General features: G+C 63.6%; 23 protein-coding genes. 15 read left to right on the forward strand and 8 right to left on the reverse strand.

All coding sequences use genetic code 11. The features are described from left to right. Positions 1 to 29: 29 nt before the first annotated feature. The 3 genes from ACQ4WN_RS09745 to ACQ4WN_RS09755 all read right to left on the reverse strand — a co-directional run bounded on the left by ACQ4WN_RS09745 (position 30) and on the right by ACQ4WN_RS09755 (position 3,464). Positions 30 to 674: a hypothetical protein gene (locus tag ACQ4WN_RS09745; RefSeq protein WP_436474232.1), complete on the reverse strand. Its 645-nt coding sequence runs from the start codon at positions 672 to 674 to the stop codon at positions 30 to 32. A 125-nt stretch (positions 675 to 799) separates the two neighbouring features. Beyond that, on the reverse strand, positions 800 to 2,674 hold the full coding sequence (locus ACQ4WN_RS09750) for an esterase/lipase family protein (protein ID WP_436551352.1): 1,875 nt from the start codon (positions 2,672 to 2,674) through the stop codon (positions 800 to 802). Positions 2,675 to 2,687: 13 nt separating this feature from the next. Then, the gene (locus ACQ4WN_RS09755) at positions 2,688 to 3,464 is read right to left on the reverse strand and encodes a DUF481 domain-containing protein (RefSeq protein ID WP_436551353.1); all 777 of its coding nucleotides are present in this window, start codon (positions 3,462 to 3,464) and stop codon (positions 2,688 to 2,690) included. A gap of 245 nt (positions 3,465 to 3,709) precedes the next feature. On the opposite strand from ACQ4WN_RS09755, the gene ACQ4WN_RS09760 reads away from it, so the two are divergent. The 11 genes from ACQ4WN_RS09760 to hmgA all read left to right on the forward strand — a co-directional run bounded on the left by ACQ4WN_RS09760 (position 3,710) and on the right by hmgA (position 14,264). Further along, a complete protein-coding gene (locus tag ACQ4WN_RS09760) occupies positions 3,710 to 4,396 on the forward strand; it encodes a winged helix-turn-helix domain-containing protein (RefSeq protein WP_071077124.1) in 687 nt (228 codons plus the stop codon). Next, on the forward strand, positions 4,386 to 5,753 hold the full coding sequence (locus tag ACQ4WN_RS09765) for a sensor histidine kinase (RefSeq protein ID WP_436551354.1): 1,368 nt from the start codon (positions 4,386 to 4,388) through the stop codon (positions 5,751 to 5,753). The genes ACQ4WN_RS09760 and ACQ4WN_RS09765 overlap by 11 nt, the downstream gene beginning before the upstream one ends. 218 nt (positions 5,754 to 5,971) lie before the next feature. After that, on the forward strand, positions 5,972 to 7,057 hold the full coding sequence (locus ACQ4WN_RS09770) for an acyltransferase family protein (RefSeq protein ID WP_436551355.1): 1,086 nt from the start codon (positions 5,972 to 5,974) through the stop codon (positions 7,055 to 7,057). Positions 7,058 to 7,226: 169 nt separating this feature from the next. Continuing rightward, complete coding sequence (locus ACQ4WN_RS09775) at positions 7,227 to 8,129, forward strand: VirK/YbjX family protein (RefSeq protein WP_436551356.1); 903 nt, start codon at positions 7,227 to 7,229, stop codon at positions 8,127 to 8,129. 112 nt (positions 8,130 to 8,241) lie between these two features. After that, the gene (gene hemB / locus ACQ4WN_RS09780; protein ID WP_436551357.1) at positions 8,242 to 9,216 is read left to right on the forward strand and encodes a porphobilinogen synthase; all 975 of its coding nucleotides are present in this window, start codon (positions 8,242 to 8,244) and stop codon (positions 9,214 to 9,216) included. Positions 9,217 to 9,317: 101 nt separating this feature from the next. Continuing rightward, positions 9,318 to 10,661 (forward strand): MBL fold metallo-hydrolase, encoded by a 1,344-nt coding sequence (locus ACQ4WN_RS09785; RefSeq protein WP_436551358.1) that lies wholly within the window; start codon positions 9,318 to 9,320, stop codon positions 10,659 to 10,661. Between the two features lie 53 nt (positions 10,662 to 10,714). Beyond that, positions 10,715 to 11,224 (forward strand): peptide-methionine (S)-S-oxide reductase MsrA, encoded by a 510-nt coding sequence (msrA, locus tag ACQ4WN_RS09790; protein WP_436551359.1) that lies wholly within the window; start codon positions 10,715 to 10,717, stop codon positions 11,222 to 11,224. A gap of 18 nt (positions 11,225 to 11,242) precedes the next feature. Next, the gene (locus ACQ4WN_RS09795) at positions 11,243 to 11,506 is read left to right on the forward strand and encodes a hypothetical protein (protein WP_436551360.1); all 264 of its coding nucleotides are present in this window, start codon (positions 11,243 to 11,245) and stop codon (positions 11,504 to 11,506) included. 132 nt (positions 11,507 to 11,638) lie between these two features. Then, entirely contained in the window at positions 11,639 to 12,037 is a 399-nt protein-coding gene (locus tag ACQ4WN_RS09800) for a DUF1842 domain-containing protein (protein WP_436551361.1), read from the forward strand. A 304-nt stretch (positions 12,038 to 12,341) separates the two neighbouring features. Continuing rightward, a complete protein-coding gene (locus ACQ4WN_RS09805; protein WP_436551362.1) occupies positions 12,342 to 12,749 on the forward strand; it encodes a hypothetical protein in 408 nt (135 codons plus the stop codon). A gap of 210 nt (positions 12,750 to 12,959) precedes the next feature. Then, positions 12,960 to 14,264, forward strand: a complete 1,305-nt coding sequence (gene hmgA, locus ACQ4WN_RS09810; protein ID WP_436551363.1) for a homogentisate 1,2-dioxygenase — start codon at positions 12,960 to 12,962, stop codon at positions 14,262 to 14,264. 56 nt (positions 14,265 to 14,320) lie between these two features. Here the strand turns inward: hmgA and ACQ4WN_RS09815 are convergent, their stop codons facing one another. Beyond that, positions 14,321 to 14,443, reverse strand: a complete 123-nt coding sequence (locus tag ACQ4WN_RS09815; RefSeq protein ID WP_436551364.1) for a hypothetical protein — start codon at positions 14,441 to 14,443, stop codon at positions 14,321 to 14,323. Between the two features lie 163 nt (positions 14,444 to 14,606). On the opposite strand from ACQ4WN_RS09815, the gene ACQ4WN_RS09820 reads away from it, so the two are divergent. Beyond that, a complete protein-coding gene (locus tag ACQ4WN_RS09820) occupies positions 14,607 to 17,300 on the forward strand; it encodes a polysaccharide deacetylase family protein (RefSeq protein ID WP_436551365.1) in 2,694 nt (897 codons plus the stop codon). 8 nt (positions 17,301 to 17,308) lie between these two features. Next, on the forward strand, positions 17,309 to 17,671 hold the full coding sequence (locus ACQ4WN_RS09825; protein ID WP_436551366.1) for an immunity 22 family protein: 363 nt from the start codon (positions 17,309 to 17,311) through the stop codon (positions 17,669 to 17,671). Here ACQ4WN_RS09825 and ACQ4WN_RS09830 read toward each other — a convergent pair. Then, positions 17,656 to 18,891 (reverse strand): response regulator, encoded by a 1,236-nt coding sequence (locus ACQ4WN_RS09830; RefSeq protein ID WP_436551367.1) that lies wholly within the window; start codon positions 18,889 to 18,891, stop codon positions 17,656 to 17,658. The two genes, ACQ4WN_RS09825 and ACQ4WN_RS09830, sit on opposite strands and share 16 nt — an antisense overlap. Before the next feature lie 95 nt (positions 18,892 to 18,986). Here ACQ4WN_RS09830 and ACQ4WN_RS09835 point away from each other — a divergent pair, with 95 nt between their 5' ends. Further along, positions 18,987 to 21,065, forward strand: coding sequence for a TonB-dependent receptor (locus ACQ4WN_RS09835; protein ID WP_436551368.1), 2,079 nt, complete (start codon positions 18,987 to 18,989; stop codon positions 21,063 to 21,065). 17 nt (positions 21,066 to 21,082) lie between these two features. Further along, positions 21,083 to 21,628: an RNA 2'-phosphotransferase gene (locus tag ACQ4WN_RS09840; protein WP_436551369.1), complete on the forward strand. Its 546-nt coding sequence runs from the start codon at positions 21,083 to 21,085 to the stop codon at positions 21,626 to 21,628. A gap of 45 nt (positions 21,629 to 21,673) precedes the next feature. On the opposite strand, the gene ACQ4WN_RS09845 is transcribed toward ACQ4WN_RS09840, so the two are convergent. From ACQ4WN_RS09845 to ACQ4WN_RS09855, 3 genes are all read right to left on the reverse strand, one after another. Then, a complete protein-coding gene (locus ACQ4WN_RS09845) occupies positions 21,674 to 22,792 on the reverse strand; it encodes a HupE/UreJ family protein (protein ID WP_436551370.1) in 1,119 nt (372 codons plus the stop codon). After that, entirely contained in the window at positions 22,789 to 24,000 is a 1,212-nt protein-coding gene (locus ACQ4WN_RS09850; protein ID WP_436551371.1) for a tetratricopeptide repeat protein, read from the reverse strand. The genes ACQ4WN_RS09845 and ACQ4WN_RS09850 overlap by 4 nt, the downstream gene beginning before the upstream one ends. Before the next feature lie 66 nt (positions 24,001 to 24,066). Then, positions 24,067 to 24,312 (reverse strand): hypothetical protein, encoded by a 246-nt coding sequence (locus tag ACQ4WN_RS09855; protein WP_436551372.1) that lies wholly within the window; start codon positions 24,310 to 24,312, stop codon positions 24,067 to 24,069. Positions 24,313 to 24,323: the final 11 nt, after the last annotated feature.

Here is a 24,323-nt window from a genome sequence, read left to right on the forward strand (position 1 = left end):
GTTTCTTCCAGTTCAGGCCTCATGCCGGACTAGCCTACGATGTCAGCCATCCCCCTATGCTGCCACTTGGCCGCCGTCAGCACCTTGCGCAATCTCGCGTTTGCCGGCAGATCCAGCAGCGCTTGCTGGCTTGGATGGATCTCGGCTCGCGTCTCGAATGATTTGCCTGCAAGCATCTCTGCTGGCGACAGTTCGTTAAATTCGTCGACACTACTGACCCAGAAGGCATGGATTTCACTCGTCGGCTGGTCGGAAAGGACGGCCAGTACCGGTTCAATCAGTTCCGGCACCGGCTGGACAAATTGCCAGGCTGGAAATTCCTTGCCGATGCTGCGTCCCTTGGGCGTCACGCAATAAAACCGCCTGCTTTCCACTGCGCGATACAGCGACGCCTGCGACAGTTCCACCCATCCTTGTCCAATGACATCGGACACCTTGAGTTTTGACACGGGAAGCTGGAGCGGCGCGAGCGGCCGCGCGGCGCCCAGCGAGGCGCGCGCCTGATGGAGTGCGCGCGTGGCCAGGTCGATCAGGCGCTGGCGCTCGGGGCCTTGCGCCAATATGTCGAGTTGTGCGGTCACGAGCTGCGAGAATTGTTCCACCACCCGCAGGTCGCTATCTGTTGATGCCTGACGGTCGGGCGCCAGAGTATCGTGATGCAGATGCGCTGTCATGATGATTCCTTTGCAGTAGCATGGTAAAGAACATCTTATACAAGATTCTCATGTTTCGCAACTTTATCATGCGGCGCAACTTTCTTATCCAACGGTAAGCCATGCGGGGGAGAATGCCAAGTGCCTTAAGGCAAAGTGTCCGGCTGGCGCAAAATCCGCCGTATCTCCAGGATCGCCTGCGGGCTTTCCTGCACGCTGTGCCACGAGGGGATGACTTTTTCCGACAGCGCGCCGTCGAGGTGGGCGCTGGCGTAGGGCACCACGCCGTCGCTCGATTCCGCCAGGGGCAGCTGCGGCGTGTCGTTGCCCATGATGGAGTAGTAGCGCACTGTCGGGCTGATGGGCAGGTCGGCCACCAGGCGCACGAACGGGTCCTTGTCGCTGAGGTTATCGATGCTGTTGGGGATGCGCAGCGGTTCGCTGCTGCCCGTGTCGAGCTGCGCCAGGCTGCCGGCCGCGTCCGATAACTGGTCGAGCATGGTGATGGGCAGGGTGACGAGGTTGGCGATCCAGCGCGCCACTTTATGGTTGGCGAACGAGGTGCCGCGGTGCGGCGCGGCGATGAAGATGGCGCGGTTTACCTGCGGCATGGCCGTGAAATTCAGGTAGGGCGCCAGTCCGGCGCGTACTTTTTCTGCCTTCTTGCCCTGTAAATTGTATTCTTCCGTGATGGCGTCGAGCAGGGTGTTGCTGGCGTCCGAGATCATCAGGCGCGCCAGCACGCCGCCCATGCTGTGGCCGATCAAGACCATGTCGTTCGCGGCATCGGCCTTGGCCGAAGGGTCGAACTGCGCCAGCGTCGCGGCCAGCGCCTGGCGGATGGCGGCGTTGTTGGCGGCCAGCGGCGCGTTGCTCGGGTAGTACACCTGCCAGATCTGGTAACGGCGGCGCAGCTGCTCGTCGCCCATCAGTTCATTCGCCACGTTGATCCACGCTTCCGGGCTGCTGGCCAGGCCGTGCAACATGACGATGGTGCGCTTGTTCGGGTCGTAGGGCTGCATCAGGTGCACCTGCGGGCGCGAAATGCCGTCGGCGCGGCCGAACAGGGTGCGCAGCGCCTGTACGCCGAAGCCGGAACGGGCCAGCCACAGGCCATAGCCGGCCGTGAAATTGGCCGCGACGGGCAGTTCCTGGCCCGCCATGCGCATCGATTCGCTGCGCGTCGGGTCCACCAGCATCACCATCAACTGCTGCGTAGCCAATACCTCCTGCAGGCTGTTGCCGTCGAAGCGGATCAGCGCCGTGACGACCGGGAAGCGGGTTTCCTGGTAGGGCACATACGCGTCTTTCGATGCGCCTGGCCTGGGCATGACGGCGACCAGGTCGGCGCCGAAGCCGTCGCGCCGGTATACATTGCGCAGGCCGGAAAACGACAGCGAGGTGGCCGGCAGCAGTTCTTCGGGCAGGCTGCCGTCTTCGGGCAGGCGCAGGGCCGACAGTTCACTGTCGATCTGCCAGCCGGCGACGCGGATCACATGGCCGTCTGGGCGATACTCGCCACGGTGGCGGAACAGATTGCCGACAGCCTTTTGCACGGCGTAGTTATAGTAGTCGCGGATTTGCGTCTGCCGCTCCTCGAAGGCGCGCTGGCCCGGCGTGCGCGTCGTGTAGAACAGGTAAGCATAGGCGTAGCGTGCCGATTCCAGCCAGGCGGCCAGCAATTCGGCGCTGGCATGGCCCCCTTGCTTCTCTTCTGCCAGCGCGCTTTCCAGCCACAATTCTGACAGCGTGGCCAGGCGCTGCTCGTCGCTGAGCAGATCGGAGCGGGCCAGGTCGGCGCGGCAGCTGCCCGTATTGGTTTCGCAGGCGGCGATGTCGCTGCCGATAATGCGCAGCACTTCGCTGGCCGAGGCGCTGAGTTTTCCCGTGGTGAGGATGTCGCCGCGCCGCTGCTGCAGGTAGTCGGCCGGAGAAATGGCGCTGACGGTGACGGCGGCGCAGCCGCTCAGCAGCGCCGTGGCGCACACGAGGGCGCAGGCGCGCAGACGCTGCATCAGCATTGGGTGGCGCGCCTTAGAAAGAGTAGACCAGGGTCAGCGACGTCTGCGTATCGGTGTTCTTCTTGTCGTCGGGCACGCGCGTGTCGTTGCGGGCGCTGAAGGCGGCCTTCATCTGCATGGTGCCGTTGATCTTCGTGCTGAGGGAGGTTTCGGCAATCGAGTGGGTGTTCGACGTACCGCGTTCCACGCTGACCGTTTGCGTAAACATCGCCGACTGGCTGATCTTCCACTTCATGGCGGCCGCGCCGCGCACCGTCAGGCCGTGCTCCGATTCGCCCGTGTCGTTGGTGCCGCTGAAATAGCCAGGACCGATTTCCACGTCGACGCTTTTGTCGCTCGACTGATACCAGCGCGAGCCATGACCGACGGCCAGGGTCGAGTACTTGGTGTAGGCGCCGAACTTGTCGTTCACGTGCGAAGCCAGCACGAACAGTTTTTCATGGTCGGCCATCAGCTTGTAGGCGGCCTTGGCGGAGGCGGAAAAGCGTTCCGCCGAGCGCTCGCGCACTTTTTGTCCGTCGTCGTCGGTGATTTCGTCTTCCTTGAAGTAGCCGCTGAAGATGTACTGGTTGCTCCAGTCATCGAGTTCCTGGCGCGCGTCAATCTTGCCTGTCACCGAGGTGCCGACCGTATTGCCCGAGGTGGTGATGGCGCCCAGTTCGGCGGAGGTGCTCCAGCTGCCGATGGGAATTTCATCGAACAGCATGCTTTGTTTTACGTCTGCTGCTGCGGCGCTGCCGCAGGTGATGGCCATGGCCAGTGCCAGTGCGAGAGAGTGGGTCGATTTCATGGCTGTATTGGTCTGTGGCGCGCGCCAGGCGCGCCTGCTGTTCGTTAATGGCAGTAGTGGCTATGCAGGCCGCGGCAAGCCGGGCGGCGCCTGAAACAGGAGCGCGCGGGCGCGGCCAAACAATGTCGAGGCTGTATTGTACCCGACCCCGTCATCGCTTGCCGCACGCGACGGGGCTGGCAAGTGGCGCGCGCCTGGCGTATGCTGCGCATGTTTGCTGTCCCGATCTTTACAAGGAATTCCCCGTGCGCTGCCTGGTCATCGAAGACGAAGCCGAAACTTCGCGTTACATTTGTGCTGGCCTGCGCGAGGCGGGCCACGACGTCACCGCCTGCGACAATGGCATCGACGGCATGCGTCTGGCCTGCGGCGAAGACTGGGATGCGCTGGTGCTTGACCGCTTGTTGCCCGGCGAGATCGACGGCCTGGCCATCGTCGCGCGTCTGCGCGGAATGGGCCGCAACACGCCCGTACTGGTGCTCTCGGCCCTGTCCAGCGTCGACGAGCGCGTGCGCGGCCTGCGTAGCGGCGGCGACGATTACCTGTCGAAGCCCTTCGCCATCGCCGAACTGCTGGCACGCATCGAGGCGCTGCTGCGGCGCGCCGCGCCCGTGCCCGAATCGACGCAGTTGCAGGTGGCCGACCTGGTGCTCGACATGCGCACCATGCGCGTGACGCGCGCCAACCGGCAAATCGCCCTGCAGCCGCGCGAATTTCGCCTGCTGGAATACCTGATGCGCCACCAGGGCCAATCCGTCACGCGCGCCATGCTGCTTGAAGCCGTGTGGGATTACCATTTCGACCCGCAGACGAACGTCATCGACGTGCAGGTGAGCCGCTTGCGCACCAAGGTGGACAAGGAATTTTCGCCGCCGCTGATCCACACGGTGCGCGGCGTCGGCTACACCCTGGGCGTGCTCGATGGTGCGTAACTGGCACCGCTCCATTGCGGCCCGGCTGGCACTTGGCTATGGCGTGCTGGTGGTCGTCTCGATCAGCATCGTGTGCGCCGTATTCTATGTCGGCACCATCGGCGTGCTCGATCGTAGCGTGGACCGCAAGCTGATTTTGCTCTCGGAGCGCCTTGCCGCGCTGTACGAGCAGGGCGGCAGCAGCCGCACGACGGCGGAAATCGCCCATCTGCTCACCGACCGCACCGATAGCGACACGGAGATCTTCTTGCTGGTGGATGCCGGTGGCCACCGCGTGGCCGGTAATCTGTCATCCTGGCCCGACGCGGCCAGTCCCGTGGGCCGCTTGCTGCACCGCGACGTCACGCGCGAAGGGCGCAGGGTGCCCGCGCGCATGCTGATCCGCGACCTGGCGGGCGGCGCGCGCCTGTTTGTCGGACGCGATATGGAAGAGGGCAAGTCCATCCGCACTCTGGTGCTGCGTTCGCTGGCCTATGGCGGCGGCGTGGCCATCTTGCTGGTGGTGGCGGGCGCCTGGCTGTTCCGCCGCCAGCTCGAGGCGCGCATCGGGCAAATCCGCCGCACGGCGGGCGAAATCGAGGCGGGCGACCTGAGCCGGCGCATTCCCGTGGCCAGCGAGGATGAATTCGGCTTGTTGAGCCGCGACATCAACCGCATGCTCGACCGCATCGAACACCTGATGGAAGGCGTGCGCCACGTGTCGAACGCCATTGCGCACGACTTGCGCACGCCGCTGGCGCGCATCCGCAACAAGCTCGATGGCGCTTTGCGCCAGCAGCAGAGCGTGGCCGGTTTTGAGAACGCGGCGCAGGCGGCCATCGACGACATCGACGACCTGACGCGCGTGTTCGACAAGCTGCTGCAGATCGCGGCCGCCGAATCGGGCATGCGTCCCGAGAATTTCGACGACATCGACCTGCAGCAGATCGCTTCCGATATCGTGGAAATGTATGAAGCCACGGCCGACGAGCAGGGCGTGCTGCTGGTGCAGATGGTTGGCGACAGCGTGCCGGCGCGCGGTGACCGCAACCTGCTGGGCAGCGCGCTGGCCAGCCTGGTCGACAACGCCATCAAGTATGCGGGCCCGGGCGCCACGGTGGAAGTGTCGGCCGGCAGCGATGCGCAGGGCAGCTGGCTGGCCGTGCGCGACAACGGCCCCGGCGTGCCAGCGGAAGAACTGCCGAAGCTGACGCAGCGCTTTTACCGGCTCGACAAGAGCCGCCATCTGCCCGGCAATGGCCTGGGTCTGTCCATCGTGGCGGCCATCGCGGCCCTGCATGGCGGCAGCCTGGAAATCGAGGATGCGGCGCCGGGCTTGCGGCTGCGTTTCAGGCTGGACGGTTTTGCTGTCCGCTAAGCCAGCCTTGCTAGTCGTGATATTTTTTTGACATAAGAGTTGCCATATTTTCTTTTTAATAAAATATCATGATATAATTTTGATACTTTTTGTGGCATCGCCATTTGACGGTGGATCCTGCCCGTCGTCGGGCGGCCGCATCGAGTGATCGCCATATCTGCCTGGTTCTCATTGCTGGCGCGGTGCGCCAGTTCGACAGGCGGATATCGGGGGTAAGCATGACTGGTGCTGGCATGAAGAATGGCCATTTCAGCGGCCGTATCGTTTCTCTCGATGGCTTGCGTGGCCTGGCCGCGATGCTGGTCGCCGTATATCATCTGCCGTTCATCTTCGGCTTCAAGGTCACGCACGCCTATTTGGCGGTTGACTTCTTTTTCATCCTCTCCGGCTGGGTCATGGCACATAGCTATGAAGAGCGCATCCGCCTTGGCATGCCGTTCAGAGACTTTCTGTATAACCGCTTTGCCAGGTTGTATCCGCTGTACGCCGTCGCGCTACTGGCGGCCGTCGCCGTTGCCGTGATCAAGAGCCGCATCGGCCCCATGTCGGCTAACATCGCATGCTTCGTGCCCAATGCGCTGATGCTGCCCTGCCTGCAGGATGACGGGTCTACTTTTCCCTTGAATGGACCCAGCTGGTCGATTTTCGTCGAGGTGTGCATCAATCTGATCTGGTTCCCTGCCGTCCGCATGGGCATGCATACTTTGCGCTGGAAGTTCGCGCTGCACCTTGGCTCGGCGCTGCTGCTATGGGGATTCGCCGTCTGGATGAATCGCTACCTGGCCGGCTATGAGTCGAATGACCTGCACGAAGGCTTGCTGCGTGGCCTGCTGGGCTTTGCAGGCGGCTTGCTGTTGTTCCAGTGCCGCATGCATGCCTGGATACTGGCCTATTTTGCGGCCCTGACGCTTGGCGTGTTTGCCGCCTTTTATGCGGCGGGCGATACCGCCAATGTCATTCCGCTGGGCATCGTCGTGATGGGCGTGCTACCCGCGACGGTATGGCTCGCCGCCAGGCTGCGGCCGGCGATACTGGAGGGCCGGGCGGCAGCCTTCCTGGGCGACTGCTCGTATGCCATCTACCTGCTGCATGTGCCGCTGGTCATGCTGTTGCAAAAGCCGCTGCGTCTGATGCTTCCAGGCACGGGCATAGCGGATTACATGATGAAGGCGGCGATCTTCACCGCCATCCTGCTCATTGTCAGTAACATCAGCTATCGCTTGCTGGAAGTGCCGGCACGGCGTTGGCTGCTGCTGCGGCTCAAGCGCGGCCGCAGGGAGGCGGCAGCCGGCGCGATACCATAATGTGCTGGTGCGCCAGACGCCAGGTCGACATTACCAACTTGTAACCCCCTTCGTTTTCACCTCCCCCTATCATTCGCTCTACCCCGGCATAGAGCGGCTGCGCACGCGCAGCAGCCTGTGACGGGCTGTTTGCGGCCGTCGCCGCGTCCCGTTCAGCAGAGCCGTTCGCATGCATACTTTTACCGCCACTGGCGACAGCGCCGCGCCGCAGCAGCCGGCACTGCGCCAGCATGGCCACCGCCTCAAGGCCGCCCTGGGCGCGCTGGTCTTTCCCGTGCAGCGCGCGCGCTGGCAAGCCTTCATTGCCGGCACGCCGGGCCTGGCGGCGCTGGCGCAAGCCCATCCCAGCCTGCTGTACAAAATCTACCGGCCCTACGCCAGCCGCCGCTTCGGCTGCGCGGCGCGGGCGGAGCTGTTGCGTGGGCATTACCGCTTCCTGTGGCAGGCTGGCGCGCGGCCGCTGGTGGAATACGCTGCCCGGCGCGCGCTGGTGCTGGCCAGCATCGAGGGCAAGGATGGCGCCACCTACCGCTTGCAGCTGACCGCCATCTACGACAGCCATCGCGAAGGGGAGTTGTGCCTGCGCCTGACGCGCGACGGCGTCTCGCTGTACCTGGCCAGTTTCCTGTTCCGGCCGCAGCCTGGCGGCGGCGTCATTCAGCTGGGCGCCTTGCAGGGCTTGCGCTCGCCCGCCGGTGCACAGGCGGTGAAAGAGGCCACGCGGGCGCTGCACGGCTGCCGGCCCAAAAACCTGATGGTGGCCGCCTTGCGCGACCTGGGCGACTTTTTCGGTTGCGGCCATCTGGACCTGGTCAGCAACGCCAACCGTATCGCGCTGAACTGGCGCCGGCGCCGCCACATCTCCTGCGACTACGACCTGGCGTGGCAGGAACTGCATGCGCTGCCTACCAGTGACGGCAATTACCGCCTGCCATGCGGCCCTTGCCGGATGCCGGAGCTGGAGCAGGTACCATCGAAAAAACGCGCGGACGCGCGCCGCCGCGGCGCCATGCTGCTGCAGCTGGCGGCGGACATGCGCTGGCAAGTGGCGGCCCTGCTGCAGCGTCAATGAAAGTACAAGCCGGAATTTTTTGACCTGCGCGGCTTTTTTGCCGGGCGGCCCGGCGCAACTGGCGCGATGGGCGTATACTTGTTGGCGTTCTCAACCTGAAGCCAGTCACCCCATGCCAGCACAATTCCCCACTTCGCGCATGCGCCGCCTGCGCGCGACCCCGCAACTGCGCGAGCTGTTCCGCGAGACCGAGATCAATCCGCGCGACCTGGTCCTGCCGATCTTCGTCGATGAAGGTGCCAGCGATTTCATCGACATCAAGTCCATGCCCGGCGTGCGCCGCATTCCCGAAGCGAAGCTGGCGCAGGAGGTCGAGCGCTACGCGCGCGCCGGTTTGCGCTCCGTCATGACCTTTGGTATTTCGCACCACAAGGACAGTCACGGCACGGACACCCTGAACCCGGACGGCCTGGTGGCGCGCATGTCGCGCATTATCAAGGACGCCGTGCCGGAAATGGTGGTCATGTCCGACACCTGCTTCTGCGAATACACGGACCACGGCCATTGCGGCATCCTGCATGGCGACACGGTCGACAACGACAGCACGGTGCTGAACCTGGGCAAGCAGGCCGTCATCGCGGCCCAGGCGGGCGCCGATATCATCGCGCCATCGGCGGCCATGGATGGCCAGGTGGCGGCGATCCGCAGCGCGTTAGATGCAGCCGGTTTCCACGATACGCCCGTGATGGCGTATTCCACCAAGTTCGCTTCCGGCCTGTACGGCCCGTTTCGCGATGCGGCAGGCAGCACCCTGAAGGGCGATCGCAAGACGTACCAGATGGACCCGATGAACCGCCGCGAAGCTATCCGCGAGTCCTTGATCGACGAAGCCGAAGGCGCGGACGCGCTGATGGTGAAACCGGCCGGTGCCTACCTGGACATCATCCGCGACCTGCGTGAAGTGACGCGCCTGCCAATCGGCGCCTACCAGGTCAGCGGCGAGTACGCGATGATCAAGTTCGCCGCGCAGGCGGGCGCCATCGACGAGCGCCGCGTGGTGCAGGAAACCCTGGGTGCCATCAAGCGCGCGGGCGCGGACATGATCTTTACGTATTTCGCGATGGATGTGCTGAATAATCCGTATTAAGCATTTCCCCATCAATTATCTTCACCCCCAAAGCAAGTTCCGGGGTCAGACCCGCCGGGTCTGACCCCAGCATTCACGCCGTTGGGTATTCTTAGCTTCCCATGCCCCTGAAAATCTCCCGCATCCTGCACGCCGGCTATGTCTTCGAATGCGAAGGCACGGCTATCGCCTTCGACCCCATCGTCGAAAACCCGTTCAGCCGCAATTGCCACGCGTTCCCGTCCGTGCGTTTCGACCTCGACGCCGTGCGCCGGCTGCGCTGGGATGCCGTCTTCATCTCGCACTTCCACGACGACCACTGCTCGCTCGACAGCCTCGATGTGCTCGACCGCGCCACGCCCATCTACCTGTACTGCGTCTTTGACGAGCTGTTCGCGATGATCCGCGCGCTGGGTTTTACCGCCGTCGAGCGGCTGCACGTGGACGTGCCAGTGCGGGTGGGCGCCATCGAGGTGATCGCGCGCAGGGCGCTCGACGACGATGTCGACTCGCTGTTCCAGGTGCGCGCCGCCGGCCTGAACGTGCTCAACGTCGTCGATTCCTGGATCGGCCCCGAAACCCTGGCGCAGCTGGCCGCATTTGCGCCCTGGGACATGGTCTTGTGGCCGTTCCAGACCATGCGCGAGATCGCCGTCATCGCACCGTCGCAGGCAGTGCGGGGGCAAGTCGAGCTTCCCGACGACTGGATTCCCCAGCTGCGCGCACTGGCACCCCGTTGCCTCGTGCCCAGCTCTTGCCAGTTCGTGCAGGAAGACTGGTCCTGGTACAACCACGCGATGTTCCCGATTACCTACCGCCGCTTCGCCGATGAAATCGGCGCCGCGCTGCCGGGCGCGCACATCTTCCGCCTCGACCCGTCGACGTCGGTGCTGCTCGACGCGCACGGCGTGAGCAGCGCCGAACCCTTGCCCTGGGTCATACCCGTGGGGCCGCAGGACGTCGATTTCGACTATCGCCCCGAGGTGCTGCCATCCGCCACGGCGGAGATTGCCCGCCGTTTCGCGCCCTTAAATGCCGCTGACACGGCGCTGGTGCTGGACTTCTGCCGCCATGGCTTGCTCGAACGCTACCGCGACATGGAGCTGTCCGAGGATAGCTACTTCCAGGCGCCGCGCCTGTGGCGATTGTCGCTGTATGGCCACGACGGCGCGGCCACCGTGCTGCACTACCGCACGCATGGCGACTTCATCGACCTGGTGCCCGCCACCGGCGAGGCGCCCGGCTGGACCACCGAGGTGCCGCTGGCGAAGTGCCATGCGGCGCTGGTGCTGGGCGAATCGCTGACGTCGATGTACATGCGCATCAACGATGGTCCTTTCGACGCGGCCACGCAGGCCGGGCTGATGGAAGCGGACATCGTCGATGACCCCTTGATCCGCTGCCTGTTCAACGACGCCATCGGCGCCTACCAGGCGGCGCAGCTGAAACGTTTGCTGGCCCGCTGAAGAAAACGCCGCGACAGGGTAAGATAAGGTTCTCAGATCAAGGAATACACAACATGACACAAGACACCGAAACCGCGATCCTGGCCGGCGGCTGCTTCTGGGGCGTGCAAGACTTGCTGCGCCGCTATCCGGGCGTGATCGCCACGCGCGTGGGCTACAGCGGCGGCGACGTGGCCGACGCCACCTACCGCAACCACGGCACGCATGCGGAAGCGATCGAAATCATCTTCGACCCGAACACCATCAGCTACCGCAAGATACTCGAATTCTTCTTTCAAATCCACGACCCCAGCACGGAAGATCGCCAGGGCAACGACCGCGGCACGAGCTACCGCTCGGCCATCTTTTACACCAGCGACGAGCAAAAACGGGTGGCCGAAGACACCATCCGCGACGTCGACGCCTGCGGCCTGTGGCCAGGCAAGGTGGTGACGGAAGTGGCGCCGGCCGGTCCTTTCTGGGAAGCGGAACCGGAACACCAGGATTATCTGCAGCGCTTGCCGCACGGCTATACCTGCCACTACATCCGCCCGGACTGGGTCTTGCCGCAGCGTCAACAATAAGCGTCACGGGAGGCAGCCATGCGCTATTGGCAGGTGGCGCGGCGGCAGGCGGAAGGCCAGCTGGAGCTGGTGCGCGCCCTCGACCTGGTGGCCGCCATCGGCCACGCGGACGTGAATGCCATGGCGGGCGCTATCCTGAAAACGGCCGGCGCGGCGGGCATTTTTTGCAGGATATCGCCGACAGCTACACGTGCCATGACTATGCACTCGACGGCAACCAGAGCGTTATCGCGCCCGACTGGAATCCAAAGCAATAATGTGAGCATATTGACACGAAAATAAAGGCTATGCTGTCGGCAGAGTGTTGATGCGCCGGGAAACAACGGCCATCGGCAAGGCTGATAGCCAGTGCCTGTCGCCGCGCGCGATCTCGCCTTTTCATGGCTCAGGAATCATTCTTCGAAGGAGTCCATTGTGTCCTCATCTGAACTGAATGCGGTAGAACACGTCTATCTGATCGCCGGTAATCTTGGTCTGCCCGGCGCGCCCATCCTGAATCTGGCCCTGTTTTACAACCCTGACGATGGCAGCGTCAGCGGCGAAGCCCTGATCACGCAATCGATCGCGCCACCGCATGGTCGCGTGGTGATCCGTCCCGTCAGCGGCCCCGTGCACGGCCTGGGCATAGGCGGCGCCACGCGTGTCTTCAGCCTGAGCGGCGAATACGTGGTGTCAGTGCCGCCACCGGCCATCGGCAGCTACCTGGCCAAGTTTGAAGCGACCTTTGTGACCGATAATAACTGGAGCGGCCACGGTTCCTTCAGCTATGGCAACCAGAAGATCGACAACGTGCCCATCAAAAAACGCGGTTAAGTAATCCTCAGGAAATTATTGTGAAATTATGACGAACAGAACCGGATGCTCTATGCAAGGCGCCCGCTGCGACGCAGTGCGAGCACTGCTAGCAGCGGGCAACGCCCCCAAAGCGTCGGTTATGGAAGTCAGAAATCACAATAATCTATTGGCGGTTACTTAGTCCTTTTGGCCAGCGATTGTCCCCAAAATGGGGGGCAGCCGCTGGCCTGGTCGTCTGCATACTGTGTTGCAAACCGGAGCATCCGGCCGCTCTCCCCCAGCAAAATCAACAAGGGGAGAGTGATACTTCATGGTGACATGCATGACCATCGCCCAAGCGGCCACCCCCGCCATTTCCGCCACTACTGCGCCCGTTTTTGACGCGGCTGCCAATCAGCTGGAACAGCAGGTGATGCGCAAGGTATCGCGCCATGTGCTGAGATTTTTGTTCCTGCTGTTCGTATTTTCCTTTCTTGACCGCGTCAATATCGGCTTCGCCAGCCTGACCATGATGCAAGACCTGGGCTTGTCCGGCACCCGGTTCGGCTTTATCACCACGCTGTTCTACACTGCCTCCATCGCTTGCAGCATTCGCCATCGCCTATGCGCAGTCGCCCCTGAATGCGCCAGAGAACGAAACGTTTGCCGCCGGTCCGTCGCCGGGTACGGTCATGCCGGAATCTCCGCTGGTGCTGCCGCACAACGGCGGGCAAAAAGCGGGGTATATTAGCGATCTGGTGCAGCGCTCCGATGGCGATGTTACGGGACTGTACTTCAGCGACGATGGTGCCGTGCCGCTGGCGGCGGCCAGCATCGTCCAATCAAAGTAACAAGGAGACAATATGACCGACATTGAACTGGACAATCTTAATACCGGGCTGTGCCACACCATGGGCGGCCTGTGCGAACAGCGTTCGGCCTTGTTCCTGGCGGTGAGCGCATGATAGGGGCCGGCTACCAAAGTGGCTTCGGCAACGAATTTGCCACAGAGGCCGTCCCCGGAGCCTTGCCGCACGGGCAAAACTCACCGCAACAGGCGCCCCTGGGCCTGTATGCGGAACAATTGTCGGGCACGGCCTTCACGGCGCCGCGCGCGCAGAACCGCCGTTCCTGGCTGTACCGCATTCGCCCCGCCAGCCAGCATCCGCCGTTTAGCTTGCTGGGAAATACGCGCATCGTCAGCGATTTCCACGCCATGCCCCCCACGCCGCCTAACCAGCTGCGCTGGGACCCGCTGCCGCTGCCCGACAACAGCACGCCGGTCGACTTCATCGACGGCTGGCAGACGCTGGCAGGCAACGGCAGTGCCGAAGCGATGAGCGGCTGCGCCATCCACGTGTATGCGGCCAACCGTTCCATGCAGCGCTTCTTTTACTCGGCCGATGGCGAGCTGCTGGTCGTGCCGCAAGAGGGCCGGCTGGCGGTTGCCACGGAACTGGGCTTGCTCGAACTGGAACCGCAGGAAATCGCGGTGATTCCCCGCGGCGTGCGCTTCCGCGTGACCGTGCCGGACGGCCATGCGCGCGGTTATGTGTGTGAAAACTTCGGCACGGCTTTTCGCCTGCCTGACATGGGACCCATCGGCTCGAACGGCCTGGCCAATAGCCGCGATTTCCTCACGCCGCACGCGGCCTATGAAGATATCGATGGCGAGTGCGAACTGGTGGCCAAGTTTGGTGGCCATTTGTGGCGCACGACGCTCGACCATTCGCCGCTGGATGTCGTGGCCTGGCATGGCAATTATGCGCCGTACAAATACGATTTGCGCCGTTTTAACACCATCGGCTCGATCAGCTACGACCATCCCGACCCGTCGATTTTCCTCGTGCTGCAGGCACCCAGCGAGAACCCGCTGCTGGGCGCCATCGACTTTGCGATCTTCCCGCCGCGCTGGCTGGCCGCCGAGCATACTTTCCGCCCACCCTGGTTCCACCGCAACGTGGCCAGCGAATTCATGGGCCTGATCCATGGCGTGTACGACGCCAAGGCGGCCGGTTTCGTGCCGGGCGGTGCCAGCCTGCACAACTGCATGTCCGGCCACGGTCCCGATGCGCAGACGTTCGAGAAGGCCTCGCACAGCGACACGTCCGCGCCCATGAAGGTGGGCGATACCATGGCCTTCATGTTCGAGACGCGCACCATCCTCAGGCCCACGCCGTTCGCCTTGGACGGCGGCCTGCTGCAAAACGACTATTTCGAGTGCTGGCAAGGCTTGCGCAAGCATTTCGATCCTGATCAGGGGTAGCCATTCAGAGGGCCTGCGCCCGCGCGTGGGCTGCCGTGATCCTTGCCCTCAGCGCTTCAGTGCGGCACGCACACGCGCCCTGCCACGCTGGCTACGCCATCGCCCGCATGCGCGCGCAGTTGCAGCAGCATCAGCGCCACGCCCAGCATCAGCGCCGCAGCGCAGAGTTTCTTGTGCATCGTCTTTCCCGTTTTCACTATTTTTATGGAGGTTTGCGACAATATTATTGCCGAAATTCAGCGTGCGGATGATCAAATTGCCAAGCGTGCTCTACAATTATGCATCTTGCGCATCCGCGCCATCTGAATGCTATGCATAGTATGTGAAGGGAATGACAAGCCTGTGACTTCCAAGCCGATCAAGATCGCCGCCACCGTCGTCGTGGCACTCGCCGCTGGGGCCGGCATTTACACTTATACCCGTCCCGCCGCCACCGCCACGCCTGGCGCTCCCGCCTCGGGCAGTCCGGCCGCCGCGCCCCGATCCGCCGTTGATACGGCCGCCGTGGCCGTCCAGTTCCGCGATTTGCTGGGCAATTTCCGCAAGATCATCGTGCTGCTGGCCGACGAGCAAAGCTTGCCGGAAGGCGCGCGCGACGAAGCCCGTAAAGTGGGGCAGGCGCTGTTCCATGAAAACCAGGAACGCATCGCCAAGCTCGATGCGGCGCTGGACCAGCTGACGGCGCCCACGAATCCGGGCCGCTTCGAGGCGCTCGACAGCCTGCTCACGTATATCGAATCCGACCCCGGCCTGTATGACGCGGACCGCCTGGCCTTCCGCGAGCTGCTGCAAAGCATGCTGGCCGACGTGGCCAAGGATTCATCCTTGCCGGCGATCAAGCTGCACAAGCGCATTTCGGAAGACCTCGATGCGCTGGGCGAGATCGAGCGCAATTACGAGAAGGAAATCCGGCAAATCTTTGGCAACCTGGGCCAGCGCGCCATCGAACTCAAGCGCGAGCGCTGGGACGATTACGTGGCGCAGCTGAAAAAGCTCTACAGCCGCGAACAGATTCTCAAAGAAAACGGCATTGTCGTGCCTTATGCGGTGCCACCGGCCGGCTCCGTACCTGAAGCCAAGCCCGTCCCGAAGAAGGACGAGGCGGAAATCTTCGGTCTGGGCTTGCCGAAGAAAACCATCGTGCTGACCTTCGACGACGGCCCGCACCGCCGCTATACGGAAGAAATCAGCGCCATCCTGAAACAGTATGGCGTACCGGCCGTGTTCTTCAACGTGGGCCGCAACCTGGGCAGCCTGGATGCGGAAGGCCACGCCAAGCTGAACGCGGGCGCGGAAGTGAGCCGCAAGCTGATGCAAGAGGGCTATGCCGTGGGCAACCACAGTTTCAGTCATGCCCAGCTGTCGAAACAGACGGGCGACAAGCTGAAAGGCGAGATCCTCGGCACCGACACCTTGTTGAAAGCCATCAGCCCCGAGCGGGCCGCGCTGTTCCGCTTTCCGTATGGCGCGCGCAACAGCGAAGGCATGGCCGCGCTGGCCGATGCGCAGTTGAAATCCGTGATGTGGAATATCGATTCGCTGGACTGGGCCGACCCCGTGCCCAGCTCCATCACGAATCGCGTGCTGGCGTCCGTCGACAAGGCGGGACGCGGCATCATCCTGTTCCACGACATCCATGAACGCACGGTGAAAGCCTTGCCTGCCGTGCTAGACAAGCTGATCGCCGAAGGCTACCAATTCGCGGGCTGGGATGGCACGAGCTTCCAGGTGGCAAAAAGCACGGCGCCCGCGCCGGAAAAAGTGCCTGTGACCACGGGTTATGCGAATTCCTGGGCCGTGGTGATCGGCATCGATGATTATGCGAAGTGGCCAAAACTGCAATACGCGGTGCGCGATGCGCAAGGCATCCGCGAAACCCTGATCGAAAAATTCGCTTTTGCGCCCGAGCGCGTCGTGACCCTGAAAAATGGCGAAGCGACGCGCAACAATATCCTGGCCGCCTTCCACGACAAGCTGGCGCATGGCGGCGTGCAAAAGAATGACCGCATCTTCGTCTTCTTTGCCGGCCACGGCGCCACGCGCAAGCTGAGCTCGGGACGCGACCTCGGCTACATCGTGCCCGTCGATTCCGACCCGGCGCAGTTCGCCACGGATGCGATCCCGATGACGGAAATCCAGAATATCGCCGAGTCCCTGACAGCCAAGCATGCGTTCTTCGTCATGGATGCCTGCTACAGCGGCCTGGGCCTGACGCGCGGCGCCGGTTCCAGCTCCTTTTTGCGCGACAACGCCAAGCGCATCGGCCGGCAAATGCTGACAGCTGGCGGCGGTGACCAGCTGGTGGCCGATGGCGGGCCGAACGGCCACTCCGTGTTCACCTGGACCCTGCTGCAAGGCTTGGCGGGCAAGGGCGACCTGAATGGTGATGGCTTGATCACTGCGACGGAACTGGCCGCCTACGTGGCGCCGGCCGTCTCCAGCGTCTCGAACCAGACGCCCGCGTTTGGCAGCCTGCCTGGCTCGGAAGGCGGCGATTTCGTCTTTGAATTGCCGGGCGAAACGGAATTCCTCAGCCCGAATACGACACAGCTGTCGACGGAAGCCATCGCCCTGAACAGCAAACTGGACGCCAAGCCGGCGGCCGCCAGCGTGACGGTGAAGGATTTGCAGGGCGGCGAACAGAAGATCGTCACGCCGGGCGCCGTGCCGACGTCCACGCGCCAGCTGGCGCAGCGGGCCAACGACCGCGGCTTGCAGTTGTACAAGGAGAAACAGTATGCGGCGGCGGAAGCGCAATTTACGGAAGCGCTGAAATTGCGCCCCGATTTTGCGCTGGCCGCCAATAACCTGGGCTTTGTCTTTTACAAGCAGGAAAAATACCGCGAAGCGGCCCGCTGGTTTGAAAACACGGTCAGGATGGATCCGTCGCGCGCCATTGCCTACCTGAACCTCGGCGATGCGTATGCCAAGGCCGGCGATGCCGCCAAGGCCAGGGCTGCATACAAAACCTATCTGGAACTGGCACCGACGGCGTCGACGGCCCCGGCCGTGCGGCAAAAGATGGAGAAGCTTTAATTTTGCCCATGGTTCACGTCTTCACCTGCAGCGGCCGCTTCACCAGCCGGGAAGCGCTGCAGGCCTATCTGGCGCCCACGTACACGGAATATGGCAATGAAGTGCCGTCGCCATTCTTCCTGGAAACGGGTCTCACGCAGTACGCGTCAGCGTGTGTGGAAAGCGCGCTGCTGGCGGCGCCAGCGCCGCTGGCGCAATTGCTCGCTGGCGTGTCGCATGGCGATAGCTGGCTGGCGCAGGCCTGTGCGGACGCGGAGGCGCAGGGCGTGCAGGCCGACGCGAGCGTGTGCGTGTTTGCGCCGAATCGACTGGCGCATCCGCAGCGCAGTTCACTCCATTACGTGGGCAGCTACCGTTACCGGGTGGATTGATCGCCGTCCTGGCGCTCTTCGTTCAATAGTTTGTTGACGCTGGCCAGCAGGCTGGTGCCCGACGTGGTGATGAAGCGCGCGCCTGCCGCCTGCGCTTGCGTGCCGTAGCTGGCGACCGTATCTTTGCTGCAATACACCACGATCGGCAGGTCCGGCTGCACTTGCCGCACCTCGCGCACCGTGCGCACGCCCGCATCCTTGATGCGGCGGCGGTTTTCCATCCGTGCCATGTCCGTGATCAGCAGCGCATAGTGTCTCTGTTGCAGCATGGCCAGCGCCTGCCGCATCGATACAGCCTGGTCGACCTTGATGTTTTCCCGTTCCAGCTGTTCCACCAGCAAGGTATTGTTGCGCGGATGGTCGTCCAGCCACAGCACCAGACTGGACGGCTTTTGCGCCCCCGGCACGCCGGCCAGGGCCGTGACGGCGGCGCCGCCATCGGGCGGGTGGGCCAGCAGCAGTTGCGTGACGGCTTCCTGCATGTCGTCGAGCGACTTTTGCTGCAAACGGCTCAGCTCCGTCACTTCGATTTCCTTGCCGCTTTCCAGGCGCACGGACTCGTTTTTGACGAGGCTGTCGGCGCGCTTGATCATGATGGACAGGTAAATGCGCGTGAGCAGGTAGCCGATCAGGAAACCATGCACGGAAAAGAACAGCATAATGCCGCCCACCACCGCCATTCCCGTGGCCGTGTCCGTGGCCAGGCTTGGGGCGATGAAGGCGGTCATGCTGCGCGCGCTGCCGGGCAGGCTTTTAAGTTCGATCAAACCCACGCCGACGATGATTTTCGTCAGCCAGTCCGACACTTCCACCAGATTCGAATTGATTTCCATGGGCGTGGGCGTGCCCAAAAACAGGGTATTGCTGGGGTTGCCGGCCGCCGCATCGGCGCTTGCTGCGGGCGGTTCGTCCGTGCGATGGCTCTTGCCATTGGCCCGCTCGTCGGACGGTGCCACGTTGACGGTGCCCGAAGGCAGGCTGCGCGGTATGCCGAACAAAAAGCCCAGCAGCATGCCGCTGACACAAAAGCCCAGGCTCCACAGCAGGGCTGGCACGGCGTGGTAGTACGGCGGCAGCAGCGCGCCCGCCAGCACGGCCAGCAGCCCCGCCAGCAGGATGTACAGCAGGATGTACGGCAGCACGTCGCGCTTGCGCGCGGCCGTTATAGCGGTTTTGCTCGCTTTGCCGGTGCTGTCGCTGTCGCTGTCGTTGATGTCCACCGTCGCTCCTTGAAAAATGCTGAATCCAGGCTGCCAGCCTGCCGCGTATATATCCGATGGGAGCCTGTACAGCCATCATAAAAAGGGGAGACGCGATGCGATTGAGAAAACGCAAACTGCTGGCAGCTTGTGCACTGGTATTGTTGAGCATGGAGCGCCAGGTGGCGGCGCAAGCGCCAGCCGAGGCGGCCACCGTCGCCGACGCAGCGCGTACCGTACGTGTGACGGGCCACTACGACAACGCCGTCGGCACCTCGGACGCGGCCAGCCAGGGCGTCATCACGACGGACTTGATTGTCAACCGGCCCGCCTTGCGCACGGGCGAATTGCTGGAATTCGTGCCGGGGCTGATCGTCACCCAGCACAGTGGCGACGGCAAGGCCAACCAGTATTTTTTGCGCGGCTTTAATCTTGACCACGGCACGGATTTCGCCACGTATGTCGACGGCATGCCCGTCAACATGCGTACGCACGCCCATGGACAGGGTTATTCCGACCTCAATTTTCTGATTCCCGAGCTGGTGCAGCGCATCGATTACAAGAAGGGGCCGTATTTTGCCAGCGAAGGTGATTTCGCCTCGGCCGGCGCGGCGCGCATCCGCATGGCCGATAAATTGCCGCAAGGCCAGGCCAGCATGTCCGTCGGCCAGCACGGCTATGTACGGGGCGTCGTGGCCAATTCCTTTGGTGCAGGACCAGGCACCTTGCTGTATGGCCTGGAAGTGAATCGCAACAACGGCCCCTGGGACGTGCCGGAAAACGTCCGTAAATATAGCGGCGTGCTGCGCTACAGCCAGGGCACGCCGGACGCTGGCTACAGCGTGACGGCCATGGCGTATCGCAACAGCTGGAACGCCACCGACCAGGTGCCGCTGCGCGCCGTGGACTCCGGGCAGATCGGCCGTTTCGGCTCGCTGGCGCCCAGCGACGGCGGCGACACGTCGCGTTACAGCCTGTCGTACGCCATGCGCCAGCGCACTGAAAACCGGCTGTTCGAGCTCGATGCTTACCTGATCCGCTCGCAGCTGGAGCTCAACAGCGATTTCACCTACCTCCTGGCCGACCCGGCTGCAGGCGACCAGTTCCAGCAAAGCGAGCGGCGCACGGTGGCGGGCGTGAATGCCAGCGAAAGCTGGACCACGCAGCTGTTCGGTCTTCCCCTGCGCAACAAGCTTGGCGTGCAGGCGCGTGTCGACCGGCTGTCGCCCGTCGGACTGTACAGCACGGTGGAGCGGGTACGGCAAAGCACGGTGCGCGAAGACCGCGTGCGCGAGGCCAGCGTCGGCCTGTATGGGGAAAACACCGTGCAATGGCTGCCCTGGTTGCGTTCCGTGGCAGGCGTGCGCTACGACGCCTACCGTTTCCAGGTCGACAGCAACGTGGAGGGCAACAGTGGCACGGCGAGCGACCATGTGGTGTCGCCCAAGCTGTCATTGATATTCGGGCCGTGGCGCAAGACGGAGTTTTTTGTCAATTATGGCAAGGGATTCCATAGCAACGATGCGCGGGGCACGACGCAGACGCGCTTGCCCGATGGCACGCCTTCCACACCCGTCACGCCCCTGGTGCCGACCAAAGGCATGGAACTGGGCGCGCGCACGGAATGGCTGCCGGGTCTGCAAAGCTCGCTGGCCCTGTGGCGCCTCGATCTCGCATCGGAATTGCTGTTCGTGGGCGACGCGGGCGAGACGCAAGCGAGTCGCGCCAGCCGCCGCCACGGCATCGAGTGGAACAACCATTACATAGCCGCCCCTTGGCTGCTGTTCGACCTGGACCTGGCCGCCTCGCGCTCGCGCTATACGCAACATGATCCGGCCGGCAACTTCATTCCGGGTTCCATCGACAAGGTGGCTTCGTTCGGCGTGACGGTGACGGACCAGGGGCCCTGGTCGGGCGCCTTCCAGCTGCGCTATTTCGGTCCCCGACCCTTGATCGAGGACAACAGCGTGCGCTCCGCCTCGACAACCCTGGCGTACGCGCGCCTTGCGTATCAGCTCAACCGCAAGACGCGGCTGTCGCTCGACGTGTTCAACCTGTTCGATAAACGCGCCAGCGACATCGATTATTACTATGCGTCGCGCCTGCCCGGCGAGGCGGCGGACGGGGTGGACGACCGGCATTTCCACCCGGTGGAACCGCGTTCCGCGCGCCTGACCTTGTCATATGCGTTCTGACAACGGTAAACTGTGGCATGACAGATCATTTGGTCACTACCAGTAAATTTCTTTCCCTCGTACTGCGCCACGCGCCCGAGAAAATCGGCCTTGCACTCGATGCCCAGGGCTGGGCCGACATCGGCCAGCTGCTGGCGCAGGCGGGCAGCCATGGCCGCTCCATTTCCCGTGAACAATTGCAGGATGTGGTGGCGCGCGACAGCAAGACGCGCTATGCCATCAGTGCCGACGGCTTGCGCATCCGCGCCAACCAGGGCCACTCGCTGGCCGCCGTCGACATCGGCTTGCCACCCGCCACGCCGCCTGCCATGCTGTACCACGGCACGGCCAGCCGTTATGTCGAGGCGATCCGCGCGGGCGGCCTGCTGCCCGGTTCGCGCAATCATGTCCATCTGTCTGCCAACCGCGAAACGGCCTTGGCCGTGGGCGCGCGCCACGGCAAGCCCGTCGTGCTGACGGTGGATGCGGGTGCCATGCAGGCGCAAGGCCACGTGTTTTATGTGTCGGACAATGGGGTGTGGCTGGTTGATGCCGTGCCGCAGGCCTGTATCGGCTTTCCTTGAATCGGCATGCGCTGATGCGCCGATGCATGGGCCCGGCTCATGCACTCACGCGCTGATCAGCTTGATGTCGGCTATCCGTTCGACCAGCCACACACACGCCACCAGGGCAATCGCCAGCGATCCCACTGTCAGCACCTGGCGGTACAGCCAGGTCTTGCGCAGCAGCCAGGCGACGGGCAGGAAGGCGGCGACGATGGCCAGCTGGCCCAGTTCCACGCCGACGTTGAAGCCCAGCAGGCTGGCCAGTAAGGAACCTTGCGGCAAGCCCAGGTCGCGCAGCACGCTGGCAAAACCGAAGCCGTGGATCAGGCCAAAGGCGAAGGCCGCCACGGGGCGCTTGCCCCGGAACAGGGGCAGCAGGTTATTCAGCGCAGCCAGGATCACGGAAGCGGCAATGGCCGACTCCACCCAGCGCGATGGCATGGACACGAGCGACAGGCTGGCCAGGCTGAGGGTGATGGAGTGGGCGAGCGTGAACGCCGTAACGACTTTCAGCACGTCGATAAATGCTGCCTTCAAGCCCTGCTGTTGCTCGCGCAAGCCGGGCAGCAGCACGGCCGGCAGCAGCAGCGACAGCAGAAATAGAATATGGTCATAGCCGATCCAGATATGCCAGATGCCGTGTTTGACGTAGGCGCCGAACTGCGCCAGGCGGTCGGGTGCGGCCAGCGAAATCGTCTGGCGCGGGCTGTCCGGGTCGAAGATGGCCGTTTGCGTGGCGCCGCCGCTGTTGATCTTGAGCAGCCCCTTGTGCTGCGGGTCGAGGTCGGCGAACAGGGTGTAGCCGATCGTCACCCTGGCTGGCGCGGTGCCGGGGCAGGTGGCCTGGAAGCGCAGCACGTTGTAGGCGCCGTCCGTGTGGCTGTCGATCAGTTGCGCTACAGCTTTCAACGGGCAAACGCCCTGGTCGCTGGCCACCTGCAGGCGCTGCAGTGCATAGGCGGCGATCGCGTCGTGGCGCGCGCGGATTTCATCCCAGGTCAGGGCGCCGTCGCCATTGCCATCGAGGCCGATGGCGAAATCGAGGTCGCGCAGGGCGATATCCCATTGTCCCTCGATCTGCTGGCCCTGGATAGCCAGGCTCAAATAGCTGTCGCTGGGCTTGTGGGCTTGCGCGGGGGCCAGCCAGGCGCACAGTAGCAGGATGAAAAGGCAGCGTTTCACAGTACACCTGCCTTCTTTGTCGCACTGAGTTTCTGGCCATCCTGCGGCCCCAGCTGCCTGACGAGGCGCTGCAGGGCCACGTCTTCCACGCCATTCGCGGCGATCCAGGCCAGCACCGGTTGCGCGGCCCCGTAATTGCGCGCGGCCAGCGATGCTTCCAGCAGGACGCGCATGTCGGTCACTTCCTTCTGGATGGCCCAGTTTTTCTGCGCCAGTTGCAGCGCAGCGGGGATATCTTGCTGCAAAAACAGCGCGAAACGGGCTTGCTCGCGCTGGTGCACGGTGTCGCCACGTTGCATGGCGGCGTTGAAGCGGGCCGCCAGTTCCGCTTTGGCCGCCAGGAATGCCGTCTGCTGGCCGGGCAGAGATTGCAGGGCCAGCGCGTAACGCAGCAGCAGCGCGTCGATGCGCTGCTGGTCTTTCAATAACTTGACGACGTCCTGCGGGCGTTGCTGGTCGAGCAGGAAATCCGCGTAGGCGCCCAGCAGATAGCTGTCGCGCGGCTGCTGCGCCAGCGCCTGCTTGTAGCGCGCTTCGGCCAGCGCCGTTTCGCCGCGCCGCGTGGCCATTTCCGCCAGCAGGGTTGCGGCCCAGCTTTCCAGCTCGGGCGCCGCGCCGCTGCTCCTCTGCAGGGTCAGGTCCAGCAGACGCTCGCTGCTGGCGGCGCGGCCCGTGACGCTGGCGATATTGGCAAGGCAGGTGACGGTGACCAGTTGCGTCGTCAAGGCTGACAGGCGGGCGCAGGCGGCCGTTGCCTGCGCGTAATCACCCTGCACGGTGAGTACGGTGGCGCGCGTCAGCCAGGCCTGGCCATTTTGCGGCTGCTGCGCGATGACGGCATCGAGATCCTGCAGCGCGAGGCCGAACTTGTGGGTACTTTGCAAGATAGTGGCGCGTAGCAGGCGCACGGGCAGGGGCGGCGCCGCCTGCCGCCACCAGGGTGCCAGCGCCGCTTGCGCATAGCCGAGGTAGCGCGGGTCCGTTTCGCTGCGCGCCAAGGAAATATAGCGCTGCGCCAGGCTGCTGGCCAGGGCCAGGTCTTGTGGCGTCGCATCGAGTTGCTGGCGCAGGCCGCGCAGGGCGAGCTGCGTGGCGTCGGCGCGGCGCGGCAACTGTTCGATGATGGCGTTGCCATCTTTCGGCGTGTAGGGTGCGGCCAGTGCGAATAAAGGCAGGCAGGCGCACAGCAGGGAAATCGGTGTTTTCATTGTGGACGCCATCGACAGGAATTGGCACGGGCGCCGGGGAGCGTACTCCCAGGCGCCCGCAGGGGCTTACAGCGGCACCGGTTCCGTATCTTCCGGAGACGTCGCCATGATGGCGTCGATGGCCACGCCGTCCTTGTCATCGCTGGTGGTCAGGATGACGTTGCTGACGGCCACATAAAACGCGTCGAGCAAGACCACGGGTGGAGGATTGACACCACCATTGTCGCCGTCGTGACTGCTGCTACCGCCGCCACCGCAGCCGGCCAGCAAGGCCGTGAGCGCCAGGGCGCCGCATGCATAGAGCTTTTTCATCGCATTCTCCT

It is taken from the genome of Janthinobacterium pasteuri (genome assembly GCF_051380775.1).
GTDB lineage: Bacteria > Pseudomonadota > Gammaproteobacteria > Burkholderiales > Burkholderiaceae_D > Janthinobacterium.

Coding starts and splice junctions, on each gene's coding strand:
- hemB (WP_436551357.1), top strand. CDS start 8,242: ATGCCAGCACAATTCCCCACTTCGCGCATGCGCCGCCTGCGCGCGACC.
- ACQ4WN_RS09835 (WP_436551368.1), top strand. CDS start 18,987: ATGCGATTGAGAAAACGCAAACTGCTGGCAGCTTGTGCACTGGTATTG.
- msrA (WP_436551359.1), top strand. CDS start 10,715: ATGACACAAGACACCGAAACCGCGATCCTGGCCGGCGGCTGCTTCTGG.
- ACQ4WN_RS09825 (WP_436551366.1), top strand. CDS start 17,309: ATGGTTCACGTCTTCACCTGCAGCGGCCGCTTCACCAGCCGGGAAGCG.
- ACQ4WN_RS09765 (WP_436551354.1), top strand. CDS start 4,386: ATGGTGCGTAACTGGCACCGCTCCATTGCGGCCCGGCTGGCACTTGGC.
- ACQ4WN_RS09805 (WP_436551362.1), top strand. CDS start 12,342: ATGACCATCGCCCAAGCGGCCACCCCCGCCATTTCCGCCACTACTGCG.
- ACQ4WN_RS09840 (WP_436551369.1), top strand. CDS start 21,083: ATGACAGATCATTTGGTCACTACCAGTAAATTTCTTTCCCTCGTACTG.
- ACQ4WN_RS09755 (WP_436551353.1), bottom strand. CDS start 3,464: ATGAAATCGACCCACTCTCTCGCACTGGCACTGGCCATGGCCATCACC.
- ACQ4WN_RS09745 (WP_436474232.1), bottom strand. CDS start 674: ATGACAGCGCATCTGCATCACGATACTCTGGCGCCCGACCGTCAGGCA.
- ACQ4WN_RS09775 (WP_436551356.1), top strand. CDS start 7,227: ATGCATACTTTTACCGCCACTGGCGACAGCGCCGCGCCGCAGCAGCCG.
- ACQ4WN_RS09770 (WP_436551355.1), top strand. CDS start 5,972: ATGACTGGTGCTGGCATGAAGAATGGCCATTTCAGCGGCCGTATCGTT.
- ACQ4WN_RS09850 (WP_436551371.1), bottom strand. CDS start 24,000: ATGAAAACACCGATTTCCCTGCTGTGCGCCTGCCTGCCTTTATTCGCA.
- ACQ4WN_RS09795 (WP_436551360.1), top strand. CDS start 11,243: ATGCGCTATTGGCAGGTGGCGCGGCGGCAGGCGGAAGGCCAGCTGGAG.
- ACQ4WN_RS09785 (WP_436551358.1), top strand. CDS start 9,318: ATGCCCCTGAAAATCTCCCGCATCCTGCACGCCGGCTATGTCTTCGAA.
- ACQ4WN_RS09750 (WP_436551352.1), bottom strand. CDS start 2,674: ATGCTGATGCAGCGTCTGCGCGCCTGCGCCCTCGTGTGCGCCACGGCG.
- hmgA (WP_436551363.1), top strand. CDS start 12,960: ATGATAGGGGCCGGCTACCAAAGTGGCTTCGGCAACGAATTTGCCACA.
- ACQ4WN_RS09815 (WP_436551364.1), bottom strand. CDS start 14,443: ATGCACAAGAAACTCTGCGCTGCGGCGCTGATGCTGGGCGTGGCGCTG.
- ACQ4WN_RS09855 (WP_436551372.1), bottom strand. CDS start 24,312: ATGAAAAAGCTCTATGCATGCGGCGCCCTGGCGCTCACGGCCTTGCTG.